Annotated in this window: 12 protein-coding genes and 1 tRNA gene; 11 read left to right on the top strand and 2 right to left on the bottom strand. The window is 67.5% G+C overall.

Going from position 1 to position 15,614, the window contains the following annotated elements:
- Window positions 1-159: 159 nt before the first annotated feature.
- The 7 genes from O2L01_RS11120 to O2L01_RS11090 all read left to right on the top strand — a co-directional run bounded on the left by O2L01_RS11120 (window position 160) and on the right by O2L01_RS11090 (window position 8,919).
- On the top strand, window positions 160-1,857 hold the full coding sequence (locus O2L01_RS11120) for an ABC transporter family substrate-binding protein (RefSeq protein WP_270121998.1): 1,698 nt from the start codon (window positions 160-162) through the stop codon (window positions 1,855-1,857).
- Between the two features lie 406 nt (window positions 1,858-2,263).
- Window positions 2,264-3,997, top strand: coding sequence for an ABC transporter family substrate-binding protein (locus O2L01_RS11115; protein ID WP_270121997.1), 1,734 nt, complete (start codon window positions 2,264-2,266; stop codon window positions 3,995-3,997).
- A 170-nt stretch (window positions 3,998-4,167) separates the two neighbouring features.
- On the top strand, window positions 4,168-5,193 hold the full coding sequence (locus O2L01_RS11110) for an ABC transporter permease (RefSeq protein ID WP_270121996.1): 1,026 nt from the start codon (window positions 4,168-4,170) through the stop codon (window positions 5,191-5,193).
- Window positions 5,186-6,097, top strand: coding sequence for an ABC transporter permease (locus O2L01_RS11105; protein WP_270121995.1), 912 nt, complete (start codon window positions 5,186-5,188; stop codon window positions 6,095-6,097). The genes O2L01_RS11110 and O2L01_RS11105 overlap by 8 nt, the downstream gene beginning before the upstream one ends.
- A gap of 2 nt (window positions 6,098-6,099) precedes the next feature.
- Window positions 6,100-7,245 (top strand): ABC transporter ATP-binding protein, encoded by a 1,146-nt coding sequence (locus O2L01_RS11100; protein WP_270121994.1) that lies wholly within the window; start codon window positions 6,100-6,102, stop codon window positions 7,243-7,245.
- Between the two features lie 5 nt (window positions 7,246-7,250).
- A complete protein-coding gene (locus O2L01_RS11095; protein ID WP_270122128.1) occupies window positions 7,251-8,285 on the top strand; it encodes an ABC transporter ATP-binding protein in 1,035 nt (344 codons plus the stop codon).
- Window positions 8,286-8,406: 121 nt separating this feature from the next.
- Entirely contained in the window at window positions 8,407-8,919 is a 513-nt protein-coding gene (locus tag O2L01_RS11090; protein ID WP_270121993.1) for a hypothetical protein, read from the top strand.
- A 108-nt stretch (window positions 8,920-9,027) separates the two neighbouring features.
- Here O2L01_RS11090 and O2L01_RS11085 read toward each other — a convergent pair whose 3' ends face one another.
- Window positions 9,028-9,396, bottom strand: a complete 369-nt coding sequence (locus O2L01_RS11085) for a hypothetical protein (RefSeq protein ID WP_270121992.1) — start codon at window positions 9,394-9,396, stop codon at window positions 9,028-9,030.
- 161 nt (window positions 9,397-9,557) lie between these two features.
- Between O2L01_RS11085 and O2L01_RS11080 the strand changes: the two genes are divergently transcribed.
- Window positions 9,558-10,550: a sigma-70 family RNA polymerase sigma factor gene (locus tag O2L01_RS11080; protein ID WP_270121991.1), complete on the top strand. Its 993-nt coding sequence runs from the start codon at window positions 9,558-9,560 to the stop codon at window positions 10,548-10,550.
- Between the two features lie 86 nt (window positions 10,551-10,636).
- Window positions 10,637-11,047 (top strand): SgcJ/EcaC family oxidoreductase, encoded by a 411-nt coding sequence (locus O2L01_RS11075; RefSeq protein ID WP_270121990.1) that lies wholly within the window; start codon window positions 10,637-10,639, stop codon window positions 11,045-11,047.
- Window positions 11,048-11,356: 309 nt separating this feature from the next.
- On the opposite strand, the gene O2L01_RS11070 is transcribed toward O2L01_RS11075, so the two are convergent.
- Window positions 11,357-12,976 carry an HNH endonuclease signature motif containing protein gene (locus tag O2L01_RS11070; protein WP_270121989.1) on the bottom strand — a complete coding sequence of 540 codons (1,620 nt, stop codon included), beginning with the start codon at window positions 12,974-12,976 and terminating at the stop codon, window positions 11,357-11,359.
- Window positions 12,977-13,381: 405 nt separating this feature from the next.
- Here O2L01_RS11070 and O2L01_RS11065 point away from each other — a divergent pair.
- Together O2L01_RS11065 and O2L01_RS11060 are read left to right on the top strand one after the other, a co-directional pair.
- A tRNA-Leu gene (locus O2L01_RS11065) sits at window positions 13,382-13,464 on the top strand.
- Between the two features lie 375 nt (window positions 13,465-13,839).
- On the top strand, window positions 13,840-15,612 hold the full coding sequence (locus O2L01_RS11060; protein WP_270121988.1) for a sensor histidine kinase: 1,773 nt from the start codon (window positions 13,840-13,842) through the stop codon (window positions 15,610-15,612).
- The last annotated feature ends 2 nt before the right edge of the window (window positions 15,613-15,614 follow it).

Below are 15,614 nucleotides of genomic sequence, written 5' to 3'. Positions count from 1 at the left end.
GTTGGTGCCTCGGCCATGTCAATCCCCTCACGTCTGTGCAAGTGTTTGTCACAACACCGCCGAGGGCACCTGACGCCTTCCCCACCCCGCTCACACGGACGCGAGGCATCGGCGCCTTCGCGAAGGCCCCTCGGCATCGACACCTGGAGGAGAACACTCATGGCTCTGACCCGTAGAGCTCTCGGCGGCCTGACCATCGGCGGAACGGCCGCCTTCACCCTCGCCGCGTGCGGCGGCAACGAAGGCAACGGCGGCTCCGGCGCCACCGAGCTCACCTGGGCGATCCCCTCGGCGTGGGAGTCGTGGAACGAGAACACCCAGGCGGGCAACAACTCGTACGGCCACCAGGCGATGTACCCGATGCGCTACGGCCTCGACGGCAACACCTCGGGCGACTGGGACGAGAACGGCGAGTTCCACCTGAACGACGCCGTGTTCGCCGACGCGAAGATCGTCAGCGACGCCCCCCTCAAGGTCGAATACACCGTCCAGGAGAACGCGCAGTGGTCGGACGGCAACCCGATCCGCGTGGAGGACTTCATCTTCCAGTGGTACAGCATCTCCGGCCTCGAGGAGCACGCCGACCAGACCAAGGCGCTCCCGGCCTCGACCAGCTACGGCCCCAACATCGCCTCGATCGAGGCGTCCGACGCCGGCTTCGTGGTGACCTTCAAGGACGGTTACCTCGACCCCGAGTGGCTGTACAGCCCCACCATCTACCTGCCCTCGCACGTCGCCGAGGCCGAGGGCTTCGCGACCTGGCAGACCGACCCGGCCGTCATGGGCCAGGCCATCGAGTGGTTCGAGAAGAACCTCAGCGACGTCGTCTGCGGCCCGTACAAGCCCGTCGACTTCAAGATGGGCGAGTACATCAAGTACGAGCTCAACGACAAGTGGAACGGCTCGGTCAAGCCGACCGTCAAGAAGCTCACGATGACGGTCGTCGAGGGCACCGAGGCGGTCGTCACCGAGCTGCGCCAGGGCACCATCGCCGGCGCGTGGCCGAGCGAGTTCTCCCAGGAGGAGTTCGACAAGGCCGCTGAGGACCAGGCCCTCGCCCAGGAGATCTACGAGGGCGGCGTCTGGCTCCACATCGACACCAACCTGAACTCCGAGCCGCTGAAGGATGTGGCGCTGCGCCAGGCGATCTTCACCGCCATCAACGTCGCCGACGCCATCTCGCGCGTCTACCCGGACACCGAGGTCTCCCAGCGCCTCAACCACTTCTTCGGGCAGAAGAGCGAGTACTTCACCGACCTCCTCACCCCGACCAAGCAGGGCTCGGGCGACACCGCCGCGGCCGCCGCGATCCTCACCGAGGCCGGCTACACCGGTGCGGCCGAGGGCCAGGCGCTGACCAAGGACGGCGCCGCGGTGCCGAACCTGGTCTTCCGCTACGGCGACGGCGACGCGACCCGCACGACCATCGCCGAGCTCGCGCAGGCGCAGCTCGCCCTGATCGGCATCACCGTCGAGCTCCAGGCCATCCCCGACGGCGAGCTCGGCACCGTGCTCTCCGAGGGCCAGTTCGACCTGGTCATCTTCGGCTGGTCCGGCAGCCCGACCTTCGTGGCGGCGCCGAACCAGTACTTCGAGACCGGCGTCAACTACGGCAACTACTCCTTCCCGGAGGTCGACGAGGCCATCGCGAAGATCAAGTCGACCACCGACGTCGCCGAGGCGGCCCAGTTCGCCAACGACGTCGAGGCGATCGTCGTGCCGCTGGCGCTGACCCTCCCGCTGTTCGACGAGCCGCAGGGCATCCTGTGGAACAAGAACCTCATCGAAGGCGTCAAGGGCAACGGCAACAGCCAGGGCGGCCCGATCTTCAACTGCGCCGAGTGGAAGTCCCTGTAGGCTCCACCGGTTCGAGCGGCGAGGCCTTCCGAGGCCTCGCCGCTTCCCTGCTTTTCAGGGCCCAGGTTTCGGCGGTGTCGCTCCCGTGTGAACGGCCGTCGACACCGGTGGGACCTGAGTTAGTGCAGGCAGACGGTGAATTTTCCACTTATCGCCTTCATTCACGGAATGAACGTCACGGGAACATAACGAACGAAACTCATCTCGTGTTCGGTCGTCCGAAACCCGGGATTCCCGTGGAAGGCTGTACCTCGCGTCACCAGACCGCCGCCCCGGCCGCGCCATGGGAACTGCGCCCGCGAGCGCCGTTCCGACAGCGCGGCCCGGCGGCTCGGCCCGGATCCACCGAACCCACCGCGGTGCCTCCCGCCGGACCGGTCGGTGGCGCAAACCTTCGAGAGGAACCATGAAGCGACACCACATTGCTGCCGTCGCCGCCCTCGCCTGCTCCGCCCTGGCGCTGACGGCTTGCGGCCGAGGCGACGACACGACCGCGTCGAGCCTCGACGCGTGCATCGACGACCCCGCCGGCTGCAACTCGGGCGCGCGGGCCGACGGCGGCGAGATCACCTGGGCCCTCGACAGTTCGTGGGCCTCCTGGAACCAGAACACCTCTGAAGGCAACAACGCGTACGCGGCCGTGGCGCTCGTCGGCATGTGGCCGGCCACCGGCCAGTTCAACCCCGAAGGCGAGTACATCGTCAACGAAGGCGTCTTCGCCTCCGCGCCGACGCTCGTCAAGGAAGACCCCGTCACCGTCGAGTACACCCTCCAGGCGGGCGCGAACTGGGGCGACGGCACCGACATCAGCGTCGACGACTTCATCTACCACTGGTACGCGACCTCCGGCGACGCGTCGCTGTGCGAGGGCTGCGACCCCGCGAACATCACCCGCGGCTCCCAGGTCGAGTCCATCACCGGGGACGGCTCCAAGGTCACCGTGACCTACAAGGAGTCCTACCACTCCGCGGAGTGGCAGTACGAGGAAGTGCTCTCCGAGCCCGCCCACGTGGCCGAGGAGCAGGGCTTCGACTGGCAGAACGACCCGAAGGACATGGCCGCCGCCGAGGACTACTTCTCGAAGACGGTGCCCACCTGGTCCACCGGGCCGTTCAAGATCGAGGACGCGAAGGTCGGCGAGCACGTCATCTACGTGCCCAACGAGGACTGGGCCGGGGAGACCGAGGTGACCCTCGACAAGGTCACCTTCCGCGTCATCGAGGGCCTCGACAACATCACCACCGCGCTGCGCAACGGCGAGATCGACGGCGCCTCGCCGTTCTCGGTCAACGCCGAGACCGTCACGCAGCTCCAGGGCGCCGCGGGCCTCGAGTACCAGGTCGCGGGCGGGCCCTCATGGGAGCACATCGACCTGAACACGCAGAGCGAGTTCCTCTCGGACCCGGTGCTGCGCCAGGCCGTGTTCACCGCGATCGACGTGGAGAACATCATCGGCCGCACGTACGCGTACGTGCAGTCCGACATCGAGCGCAAGGGCAACCACCTCTTCCGCAACGGCTCCGAGTACTACACGGACTACCTCTCGGCCACCGGCCAGGGCACCGGCGACATCGAGCTCGCGTACGACATGCTCGACGAAGCCGGCTACAAGCTCGAGGACGGCGTGCTCCACACCCCGGACGGCGACCCGGTCGAACTCGACTTCCGCTACTCCGAGTCCAAGGAGAACCGCCGGATCACCGGCGAGCTCGTGCAGTCCAACCTCGCCGACCTCGGCATCGACGTCGAGCTCAAGTCCATTCCCGACGCCGATCTGGGCTCGGTCCTCGGCGAGGGCGAGTTCGACATGATCGACTTCGGCTGGAGCTCCGAGCCCACGTTCGTCGCCGCCGCGTCCCAGTACTGGGAGACCGGTTCCGGCTCGAACTTCGGCGGGCTCTCCGACCCGGCCCTCGACGCGCTCATCGCCGAGGTCAACGGCACCCTCGACCTCGACGAGGCCGCCGTCCGCGCCAACGTCGCGGTCCAGCAGGTCGTCCAGGACGCCTATTCACTGCCTATCGTGGACACACCGGTCGTGGTGATGGTCTCCGATAGGTTGGTGAACGTCCGCGACAATTGGGCGTCGCAGCAACGCGCCGCCTACAACATCGCCGAGTGGGGGGTCGCTGCTGAGTGATCCGAAACGGGGCAGTGATTTTTGGCAGTGCATTTGCAAGAACAAGTGCCAGGGGCTCACGAACGCAGCAATGGGGCGCCAGTGAGCCGTAGGAGAAGCCGCGTCACGACGCGGCCGGGCCGGTCGGCAGGCGAACCGGTCCACACCAGAGAAACCGTTAACGAGGCATTATGGTTGTATTCATAATCCGGCGCATCCTGCTGATGATCCCGGTGCTGCTGGGCGCCACTATCTTGTGCTTCGTCCTGGTCGACGTCGTCAACGACCCCGTCCAGGACAAGATCTTCGAGATCTCCCAGTCCACCGGCGAGCCGGTACCCCAGTCGACCATCGACGCCCTTGAGTCGTCGCTGTACTACGACCGCGGCATCCCCGAGCGCTATTGGATCTGGCTCACCGGCATCGGTGACACCAACGGCGACATCGGCCTCCTCCAGGGCAAGTGGGGTCCCTCCATCGAGGGCTCCGCCATGGACATCGGCTACGAGATCTCCACCCGCTTCTGGATCACCCTGCGGCTGGTGCTGTTCGCGACCATCGCCTCGATCGGCATCGCCATTCTCGCCGGTGTCGTCAGCGCGGTCAAGCAGTATTCGCGCACCGACTACACCCTGACGTTCCTGGGCTTCCTGTTCCTGGCCATGCCGATCTTCTGGCTCGGCTCGCTGTTCAAGGAAGGCGCGGTGCAGCTCAACAAGATCCTCGGCTCCACGGTCTTCCAGACCTACGGCTCCGGCACCACCGGCTTCAGAGGCAACGGCTGGGAGGTCTTCATCGACTCCCTGCCCTTCCTCATCGTGCCCACCCTGGTGCTCATGCTCGGCGGGTACGCCGCGATCTCGCGGTACCAGCGCGCCTCGATGCTCGAGGTCATGAACTCCGACTACGTGCGCCTCGCCCGCGCCAAGGGCGTGCGCAACCGCACCGTCATGCGCCGCCACGCCCTGCGGACCGCGCTCATCCCCGTCGCGACCTTCGCGCCCCTCGCCCTCTCCGGGGCCATGGGCGGCGCGATGGTCACCGAGAGCATCTTCGGCTGGCGCGGCCTGGGCGTGTACTCCCTGGACGCGATCAACGCCGGCGACACCTTCGCCGTCATGGCCTACGTGCTCATCTCGGGCGTCGTCGTCCTGATCGGCGTCCTGATCTCCGACATCCTGTACGGCGTGCTCGACCCGAGGATCCGCTATGAGTAACACCGCATCGCCCCGCCTCGAAGCCGAGGCCATCAGCAGCAAGGAGCGCGGCCAGTGGGAGATGGTCGGCCGCCGCTTCTTCCGCCACCGCGCCGCCGTCGTCAGCCTGGTGATCTTCATCCTCGTGGTGCTGTTCGCCTACATCGGCCCGTTCCTGTGGAAGTGGGACTACAAGATCCACTCGGAGATCCCCTCATGGGCCGCTCCGAGCCTGGACCACCCCTTCGGCACCGACAAGGCCGGGCGCGACATGCTCGGCGCGATGATGCAGGCGACCAAGCAGTCGCTGAACGTCTCGCTCGTCGTCGCCATCGGCTCGACCGTGCTCGGCGCGCTCTACGGCGCCGTCGCCGGCTTCTACCGCGGCTGGGTCGACTCCCTCATGATGCGCTTCCTCGACATCATGTTCGTGATCCCGTTCCTGGTCATCACCGGTGCCCTCGCGGGCGCGATCGACACCAGCGTCCGCTGGTACCACATGGCCATCATCCTCGCCGTCTTCGGATGGACCTCGATCGCGCGCGCCGTGCGCGCCGAGGTGCTATCCCTGAGGGAGAAGGAGTTCATCGAGGCCGCCCGCTCCGCGGGGGGCTCGGACTGGCATATCATCGTGAAGCACCTGATTCCGAACACGATGAGCGTCATCATCGTCTCGGTGACGCTGCAGATCGCCTTCGCCATCCTGTCGGAGACGACCCTGTCCTTCCTCGGTCTGGGCATCCAGAGCCCCGACACGTCCCTGGGCCTCCTCATCGAGGCGGCGGGCGCGTCGGCGTTCAACGAGCACTGGTACCTGTTCTACATCCCGGGTCTCATGATCATCCTCATCGCGCTCACCATCAACTTCATCGGTGACGGCCTGCGCGACGCGATGGACCCGCGACAGACGATGGTGAGGCGATAGCGTTGTCGAACATCTCAGTCAGCACCAACGGGGGTGCCCAGCGCGCCACCGGCGCCAGGGGCGACTCCGTCCTCCAGGTGAGCGACCTCAACGTGTCGTTCCCGACCGACGACGGGCTCGTGCACGCTGTCCGCGGCGTCTCCTACGAGCTGCGCCGCGGCCAGAGCCTCGGCATCGTCGGCGAGTCCGGCTCCGGCAAGTCCGTGACCTCCATGGCGATCATGGGCCTCCTGCCCAAGACCGCCGAGATCACCGGCTCCGCGAAGCTCGAAGGCGAAGAGCTCCTGGGCCTCGGCGACGCCGAGCTCTCCCGCATCCGCGGCAAGAAGATCTCCATGATCTTCCAGGACCCGCTCACCAGCCTCAACCCGGTGTACACGGTCGGCTTCCAGCTCGCCGAGGCCATCCGCGTCCACTACCCGGACGTGAACAAGGCGGAGGCGCGCAAGCGCTGCATCGACCTGCTCGACTCGGTCGGCATCCCGAACCCGCAGCAGCGGGTCGACGCCTACCCGCACGAGCTCTCCGGCGGCATGCGCCAGCGCGTCGTCATCGCGATCGCCATGGCCAACAACCCGGACGTCATCATCGCCGACGAGCCCACCACGGCCCTCGACGTGACGGTCCAGGCGCAGGTCCTCGAGGCGCTCGAGAAGGCCCGCGAAGAGGTCAACGCCGCGCTCATCCTCATCACCCACGACCTCGGGGTCATCGCCGGGCACACCGACGACGTCCTCGTCATGTACGCGGGCAAGCCGGTCGAGCAGGGCACCGTCGACGAGATCTTCTACGAGCCGCGCATGCCCTACACGCTCGGCCTGATCGGGTCGCTGCCGCGCATGGACGAGGACCGGGGCCACCGCCTCACCCCCGTCCACGGCACGCCGCCGTCGATGCTCAACCTGCCGCCGGGCTGCCCGTTCCGGCCGCGCTGCCCCATGCACCAGGACATCTGCTCCGAAGTCGAGCCCGACCTGCTGCCGGTCAACGCCTCGAGCCACGTGTCGGCCTGCCACTTCTCGGACCAGCTCGAGGGCAAGGCCCCCGACGACGTGTTCGCGCCCGTGGCGACCGACCTGTCCGTCGAAGCGGAAGTCGAGGCCGCCGAGGCCGAAGCCGCCGCGAGCAATGAGGAGGACGAGAAGTGAACGCCATGCTCGACACTCCGCAGACCGCGGCCAGCCCGGTCATCGCCGGGCGCAACCTGGTCAAGGAGTTCCCCGTGCGCTCCAAGGGGATCCTCCGCCGCAAGGTGGGCGCGGTCCACGCAGTCTCGGGTGTGAGCCTCGAGATCGGCCAGACCGAGACCCTCGCGCTCGTCGGCGAGTCCGGCTGCGGCAAGTCCACGACGGCGCGGCTGATGATGAACCTCATCCCGCCGACCTCGGGCGAGATCCTGTACGAGGGCCGCGACCTGACGAAGCTCTCGCGCAACCAGATGCGGCCCATCCGGCGGGACCTGCAGCTCGTGTTCCAGGACCCGATGGCGTCCCTGGACCCGCGCATGACGGTCTTCGAGATCATCGCCGAGCCGCTGCGGGTGCACAACCTGTTCAAGAACGGCGGTCGCGACCGGGTCAACAGCCTGATCGAGATCGTCGGCCTGAACCCCGAGCACCGCAACCGGTACCCGCACGAGTTCTCCGGCGGTCAGCGCCAGCGCATCGGCATCGCCCGCGCGCTCGCCCTGCAGCCGCGCGTGCTCATGCTCGACGAGCCGGTGTCGGCTCTCGACGTCTCGATCCAGGCCGGCGTCATCAACCTGCTGGAGGACCTGCAGGACGAGCTGGGGCTGTCGTACCTGTTCGTCTCGCACGACCTCTCGGTGGTGCGGCACATCGCGGACAAGGTCGCGGTCATGTACCTGGGCAAGATCGTCGAGGAGGGCACCACGGACCAGCTCTTCGCCGGTCCCGCCCACCCGTACACGCAGGCCCTCATGTCGGCGATCCCGCTGCCGGACCCGCGCAAGGAGCGGACCCGCGAGCGCATCGTCCTCCAGGGCGACGTGCCCAGCCCGTCCAACCCGCCCTCGGGCTGCCGCTTCCGCACCCGCTGCCCGCTGTTCAAGGAGCTCGGGGAGTCGGAGCAGGCCAAGTGCATCGACGTCGAACCGCTCCTGCGGTCCGACCACGCGGGCCTGACCCGCGCGGCCTGCCACTACGCGGAGCCGAAGCAGCTCGTCTAGCGAACACCGCACAGGGCCGCCCCGCTGTTCACGCAGCGGGGCGGCTCCGTCTCTTCTTGGCTCCGTCTCTTTCTCCCTTGTCGGTTCGCGCGCCCCGCCCTCCCAGTGCGAGACTTCGGCCATGACCGCATCTGCCAAGGCCACCGTCACCGCCCTGCTCGCCGAACTCGGCGACCGGTGGGAGACCCGCGAGAAGATCGCCGCCGCCCGCGAGCGCATCACCGCCGACCTCCCCGGCTGGAAGGTCCCGGCCGCGTACGGCCTCGGGATCTACGACGTCTCCGGCGAACTCGTCTTCGGCCACAAGAACACCGGGGACCATCCGCTCCCGGCGGTGGTCATGGCGGCGGTCCTCGGCCACTCCGGCGGCTCCGACTCCTACGACGTCGACGCCTCCACCCTCCAGCAGGCCATCCGCCTCCTCGAACCGGCCGGCGCCTGCCGGGCCTACGACCACCCGAACCTCGCCGACTGGAAGCGCGTCCTCAAGCTCCTCAGGGGCGACCGGCAGCTCGAGGCGAAGATGGTGTTCGTCGCCGACTTCGACGACTGGCGCGACAACGACGACGTGGACGACCTCTGCGAGGCCGTCTACTACGCCGCCAAGGACAAAGCGAAGCCGGACCGCGGCTGATTCCCGCGATCCGGCCTTCGACGGCTGTGCATTTGACGAGCGCTGTGCATTAACGACCGCTGTGCATTGAACGACGGGCCTTCAACGACCCGGCCCTCAACGACCAGGTCAGTCGACGTAATACCCCTGGAGGCAGCCGACGTGCGCGAAGCCCCACGTGTCGGCCCAGTTCACGACGATCCACACCTTCGACCAGGAGCCGCAGGTCGTGTGCTTCCCGCCGTCCGTGAACGGGGAACACCAGGTCCCGTCGACCCAGGTCCCCGCCGGAATCTTCGGCCCGATCTGCCCCGCGCTCGCGCTCGGGTACTCGCGCACCACGGTGTCCACACTGAACGCCGCACTGCAGTACACGCTCTCGGTGTCCCCGGCTGCCTGGATCGGCACCTCGGACTCGACCGTTCCCGCCGCAGCGGGAGCGGCCCACGCCGCACCGATTGCGAGAGCAGCGGCCGCACTGGCCAGAATTCGTCGCATTTGACCACCTCGTTGTAGGACGACAATGCCGCTTCATCTTGCAGCGGAGGCAGTGTCAAAGTGGACGAATCCTCTGCGCCCGTTTGTCGGATAGCCGATAGCGGGGGTCTGGCACTGCACGTGGACCGGTCTGTCGGGCCCTGCGAGTACGGTTCCTATTCGTGGCGGATCTGGAGCGTGATGTGGACGAGAAGGCCGACTTCGATCGGAGGATCGAGCCGTTTCGGGGTGAGCTCATCGCGTTCTGCTACCGGATGCTCGGGTCGGCCCATGACGCCGAGGATCTGGTCCAGGACACCTACCTTCGGGCTTGGCGTGCGCGATCGCAGTACGACGGGGCCCGGGCTTCGCTGCGCACCTGGCTTTACCGGATCGCTACGAACGTCTGCCTTACGGCCCTGGAGGTGCGCGGCCGTCGGCCTATGCCCGCCGGGTTCGTCGCCGCCTCCGATCCGCTTGGGCCGCTGGTGCAGCGCGAGCACGCGACCTGGCTCCAGCCGCTGCCGGACGCGATGCTGCGCGATCCCGCCGGGACCGTGATCGACCGGAGCAGTCTGCGGCTCGCATTCTCCGCCGCCCTTCAGCACCTGTCGGCTCGCCAGCGCGGCGCCCTGGTGTTGCGTGAAGTGCTCGGCTTCTCGGCGGCCGAGACCGCTTCGATTCTCGGCACGACCGTCGCATCGGTGAACAGCTCCCTGCAGCGGGCGCGCGCCCGCATGAAGGCGGTCGAAGGCGCTGAGGCGCAGACGATCGAGCTGACCACGGCCGAGGAGCGGGCGTGGGTGGACCGGTATGTGAAGGCGTTCGAGGTCGCCGACATCGAGGGTCTCAAGCGCCTGCTCACCCAGGACGTGATCCTGGAGATGCCGCCGATGGTCAACTGGTTCGCGGGGCGCGACAACTACGGCCAGTTCATGGGCTGGGTCTTCGACCGGGCGGGGAGCGACTGGCGCTTCCGGGCGGTCTCCGCGAACGGCGGCCAGCCCGGGTTTGCGACGTATCAGCCTGACGGCGGCGGATATCGGCTGCATCTGGTGCAGGTCTTCACCGTTACCGCCCAGGGCATCAGCCGGATCTCGGCCTTCCAGGACGCTGCGGTCTTCGAGTCGTTCGGCTTGGCGGCTCGGCTTGAAGGTCCGTCTGGAATTTCTTGACCGCGACGCGATGAGTTTCCACTTGCTCGCCGGTATGTATCCCTGAGCCCGCCGACCAGGGCGGGCCGCTTCAAAGGGAGAGAACGATGTCGAACACGCACGCGGCGGACGAGGCTGCGATCCAGGCAGTGCTGACCGATTCCTACAAGGCCTGGGACGCCGGCGACGCCGACGGGATGGTCGCCGACTACACCGAAGACGCGACCGCGATCCTGCCCGGCTCACTGCGCGACGGACGCGAAGCCATTCGCCAGAGCATGGCCGCCGCCTTCGCGGGGCCGCTCCAGGGAAGCTCGACCTGGAACCGGCAGCTGGGCATCCGGTTCGTCGGGGCCGACGGCGCGATCGTCATCAGCGAAGCCGCCATCCTCTTCGCGGGTGAGACCGAGGCCCCGGAGTCTCGCAAGGTCAACGCCACCTGGGTCTTCGAGAAGCGGGATGGGCGTTGGATGGTCGCGGCCTACCACAACAGCCCGGTGGTGGCAGGGGCTGAGTAGTCGCGCAGCAGGGGCGCGGCGCGGGTTCGGGATGGGCCGGACTCGCGCCGCGTCTTTGGCTTTCGGGACTGGTTGGGTTGCCGTTCAGGCGGGCAGCGACGAGGAGGTGGGGAGGGCGGCGGGGTGGATTGCGGGGCTTGTGTTGGGGTGGGTGCTGGTTCGGGCAGACAGCGACAGAGGGGTGGGGGTTGGGGCGGCTGGTTCTTCGGGGTTCGGGTTCGGTTGGGCCGAGCTTCAACCTGGCGGCGACAACGAGGTGGGAGCGACGCAGGGCGGCTCTTCGGAATCCGGCCCGATCGGGCCTCAACTTCAAGCCCGCAACGACAAAGGGGTAGTGGGAAGGGCGGGGTTTCGTGTTCGGAGCGGGGGCGGTTCGCCCAGAGCCGGGCCTTGGACATGGTGAGGGGCCCGGTCCCTCTTGGGGAACGGGCTGCGCTTGGTTTGACCTGCGCTCCCCTCAGCAGTCGCCCGCTGAGGGCGGGTTAAGAACGGGGGATCGCCCGGGTCTTCCTGAGGGGCGGGGACCAGTGGTTCTTCATTTGCCGTGCAGGCCTTGACTTCTGCGGCATCCTTTTCCCTGAACCGCTCTCGGGTTCTGGCGATGCTCGCTTCCATGTTCTTCTGGGCGAACCAGGTCGCGTAGTCGTCCAACTGGCGCTTCAGATTCGGGGAGAACTCCTCGGCGGACTGGCCGCTGGGGAGGTCCGCCTCCCATTCGGCATCCGTTGCGCCGGTGCGGAGGTGGCGGATGACTGCCTTGCCGGGGGCGGTCTTCGTGATCTCCCAGGTGTCCAGGTGGATCCTGCCGTGGTGGAACCGGCAGAGGAGGATCAGGTTCTCAGCGGTCGTTTCGCCGCCGTTCGCCCAATGTTCGATGTGGTGCGCCTCGGTCCAGGAGATCGGGGCCCGGCAGCCGGACCAGGCGCAGCCTTCGGGCTGCTCGAGCTCCAGCTTGTGGCGCAGGGCCACGTTGGGGAGGCGCTTGGCACGGCCCAGTTCGATCGCTTCGCCAGTGCTGTAGTCGAAGACCGAGGGGATGACCCCGGCCTCGCAGGCGAGGAGGCGGGCCTTGGAGACCGAGATCGTCTTGCCGTCGAGCTTCGGGAGCCGCCCGGTCTTGTCGCCGCGAAGGGTCTCGACATCGCAGGTGAGGTTCAGGGTCGCGGTGTGGCCGTGCCGCTTCGGGGCGTCGGGAGCAGTGCCGTAGGCGGCGACCATCTGGTGCAGGGCCTCTGCGTTGCGGCCGGAGACTCGGGGGAGCAGGCCGTCGGCGTCCTTGTCCTCTTGGCGAGGCGGGGGGACTGCGGTCCGCAGGGCGTTGCTGAGGAGCTTGCCGGTGTCGTCGGTGAGCAGGCCTTCGATGTCCCACATGCCATCGGGGCGCTGGTTGACTTCCAGCCAGGCCAGGGACTGCTGGCTCAGTTCGGTGAGGAGCGCCTGCTGGTCGAAGAGCTCGGCGCAGATGCGGTCCAGGTGCTCGGCGAGTTCGGAGCGGGTGGCGTGGACGCAGTACTCGCGGATCAGCTCTTCGGGAGTCCGGCAGGTGGCGCCATAGGGGGACTCGACCGGGGTGGGGTAGGGGACCCGGGAATAGACGGCCAGGCCTTCACGCTCGATGCGGCGCATGGCGTAGGCGATGGCGTCGATGCGGGCGGCGCCCGAGAGGGCGGCTTCGGTGAGGTGCTTGAACTTCGGGGAGAGGCGGGCAATGGAGGCGATCTGCCCGGCGCAGGCCTCGTTGAGACTGAAGGACTCTTTGATCCAGTCGCGAATGCCGGAGAAGCCGTCGCACTCTTTGTGAAGGCCTTGGGAAGTGTAAGCGATGACTGCTTGCAGGAGATTTGCCTCGACTGCGCAGAGCTGAGTGGTGAGGGAATCGATCTGGGGGCGCAGGGCGGCCGCTCGAGAGTTGTTGTCTGTGCCATTCATCCTGCTCACCCCCCTTGGGAGTTATCCGATTATCGGTGTGGCCGTTATAGGTCAATGATGACAGGTGTTCGAAGGATTGGCATCACCTGAAAGAGTGAATATAGGTCCATAGTAGAGGTGAGAAAGATTCACGCCGCACCACCGCACACCCTAAAGCCCAAGGGGGACAAGGACCCTCCACCTGCCTCTTTGTCGCCGCCGCCTGAACCTTGTGTACTGACGACCCGAACCCGAAGTGGGACAGGAGAAGCGGCATCCTTCGTCGCTGCCGCTTGAAGCGCAAGGGAACAGGACTCCGAAGTGTCGTGATCCCGACACTTCGCTGTTCTCAGAGGTGAAGGGCCACAAGGCCGCAACCGGGGGTGACCACAGGAGCCCGTTTCCCGCTAGCGTGGCAGCATACGGGCCCGAGTGGTGGAATCTGGTAGACACAGTCGGCTTAAAACCGGCCGTCGTGAGACTTGCGGGTTCAAATCCCGTCTCGGGCACGCGGGTGGTGAACGAAGTTGCGGCGCAACGAGGTCGGACGGAGGGGGGCCGTCCGGTCCGCAAGTGGTGTTCCTCGCATTCCGGTCAACACCTCCCGAACGAGTGAAGATTCACCGCCCGTAGGCGAGTGCTCACGATCGCCGCCCGGTCGCCTCCTGACCAGCCTATTCGGACCCCCGCAGAGGGGTTTTCATGCGCCAGTCCTTATGCATCGGCAGGTTGACTGCGCAGGGCCACCATGCTATCCAGGGAACTGAACGCTGATACCATTCTGTCGAAACAGCCGGTGGGGACATGGCTTTCCCTTCTGCTGCAACGACTTTGTCACTTCCCGGTATCGCGGAAGCCGATAGGCCAGTGTCGTGAGGATGGCGATGCCCGAAACACCCCGGTCCACAGCCCATACGTTTCCATCCGGGCCCCCGCCCTCGATCCAAGGTGTAGCCGCCGGCGAGGAGTCCGGCGTCCCGACCGATCTGAAAGCCCGTCTGCGGCGTATCGCCCTACTGCCGTTGGCGGCCGCCGTCGCGCTCGGCGCCGGCGTCGCCGTCTATCTCGTGCAGGCGCCCGCCGACCGCGCCGCATGGATGGACCCCGTCGTCTTCGGCGTCGTCGTGGCCATCGTGCTGCTCGTCGGCTACCTGGCGTCCAGCGCCGCCTCGGACGCCGACGCCGCGCTCAGCCGCCAGGTCGTCGCGGTCCGCCGCTCGACGGTGGAGACGCACTACAAGGTCTGGCAGATCCTCGACGATCTGCAGCGCGACCTGCCGATGGAGCAGCGCTGGTCGGTGCCGCTGCCCAACCCGAACATCAGCGCCCCTTCGTCGGTCGAGTCGCTGCGCCTCCTGGCGAGCGAGGCCCGGCACCTCCGGGCGGCCGCCGAAGCCGTCGCCGCGCGCGGCGATCGCCCTGTGCGGCAGGCGCCTCCGGCGAAGGCCCCCGTGACGATGACCTCGGGTCCGATCGACGCGGTGAACGTGAACTCGCGCGTCGGCATCTTCGTGAACCTGGCCCGCCGCCTGCAATCGTTGGTGCACCGGGAGATCGAGCAGCTCGACGAACTGGAGAACCAGGTCGAGGACCCCGATCTCCTCAAGGGCCTCTTCTCGGTCGACCACCTGGCGACGCGCATCCGCCGCCACGCCGAGAACCTCGCGGTCCTCGGCGGCGCGACCTCGCACCGGCAGTGGTCGCGACCGGTCAACGTCTACGAAGCGCTCCGCAGCGCCGTGGCCGAGGTGGAGCAGTACGCCCGCGTGAAGCTGGTGCGTCCCATCGACGGCACGCTCAAGGGCCACGCGGTCGCGGACGTCATCCACCTGGTGGCGGAGCTGGTGGAGAACGCGACGACGTTCTCGGCGCCGAACACGCAGGTGCTCATCCGGGTCGCCCGGGTCCGCACCGGCCTGGCCGTCGAGGTCGAGGACCGCGGCCTAGGCATGGAAGCCCATGAGCGCGACCGGTTCAACAAGATGCTGGCGACCCCCGACCAGGTCGACCTAGACGAGCTCCTGGCGGACGGCCGCATCGGCCTCTACGTCGTGTCCTCGCTGGCGCACCGCCACGAGCTGACGGTGCAGCTGCAGTCCAACATCTTCGGCGGCACGCAGGCGATCCTGGTGATCCCCGAGGTGCTGCTCGGCGACGACACGCCGAAGGCGCCCGAGCCCCGCGAGCTGCCCGCCCCTGCGCCGCAGGCGATGCCGGTGCGCCAGCCGGGCGCCGGTTCGCCGCACCTGCCTTCAGTGCAGTTGCGCCCCTTGCCGAGTGCGGGCACCGGACATTACGGTAATGCGATGCCGCAGCCTCGCATGGACAACCAAGGGAACGGCTACACCCCGGCGCGCTCGCGGGTCGACACCGGTGCGCTGCCGGTGACGGCCGAGCTGCAGGCGGTGGAGGCCGATCCCGAGTACGGGTACGCCCCGGGAGGCCCCGACGGCCGCCCCGAGCTGCCCAAGCGGAACAAGCAGACGCACCTGGCCCCCCAGTTGCGTGACATGCCCTCGCACGGTTCGCGCGGTTCGGACGCGGGTCACGACCCGGGTCTGATGGCCGCGTTCCAGCAGGGCCGACAGCGCGCGGACGACGCTCCGCAGATCCCCACATCCGATGGTTCCGTTTCTCCGTACAGGAATGAGGAGTAGCT

Source organism: Glycomyces lechevalierae, assembly GCF_027622945.1.
Taxonomy (GTDB): Bacteria; Actinomycetota; Actinomycetes; order Mycobacteriales; family Micromonosporaceae; genus Glycomyces; species Glycomyces rutgersensis.
The sequence above is the reverse complement of the archived record's forward strand: the minus strand, read 5'-3'. Positions and strand labels throughout refer to the sequence as shown.

Coding starts and splice junctions, on each gene's coding strand:
- O2L01_RS11110 (WP_270121996.1), top strand. CDS start 4,168: ATGGTTGTATTCATAATCCGGCGCATCCTGCTGATGATCCCGGTGCTG.
- O2L01_RS11115 (WP_270121997.1), top strand. CDS start 2,264: ATGAAGCGACACCACATTGCTGCCGTCGCCGCCCTCGCCTGCTCCGCC.
- O2L01_RS11070 (WP_270121989.1), bottom strand. CDS start 12,976: ATGAATGGCACAGACAACAACTCTCGAGCGGCCGCCCTGCGCCCCCAG.
- O2L01_RS11075 (WP_270121990.1), top strand. CDS start 10,637: ATGTCGAACACGCACGCGGCGGACGAGGCTGCGATCCAGGCAGTGCTG.
- O2L01_RS11105 (WP_270121995.1), top strand. CDS start 5,186: ATGAGTAACACCGCATCGCCCCGCCTCGAAGCCGAGGCCATCAGCAGC.
- O2L01_RS11060 (WP_270121988.1), top strand. CDS start 13,840: ATGCCCGAAACACCCCGGTCCACAGCCCATACGTTTCCATCCGGGCCC.
- O2L01_RS11090 (WP_270121993.1), top strand. CDS start 8,407: ATGACCGCATCTGCCAAGGCCACCGTCACCGCCCTGCTCGCCGAACTC.
- O2L01_RS11085 (WP_270121992.1), bottom strand. CDS start 9,396: ATGCGACGAATTCTGGCCAGTGCGGCCGCTGCTCTCGCAATCGGTGCG.
- O2L01_RS11095 (WP_270122128.1), top strand. CDS start 7,251: ATGCTCGACACTCCGCAGACCGCGGCCAGCCCGGTCATCGCCGGGCGC.
- O2L01_RS11120 (WP_270121998.1), top strand. CDS start 160: ATGGCTCTGACCCGTAGAGCTCTCGGCGGCCTGACCATCGGCGGAACG.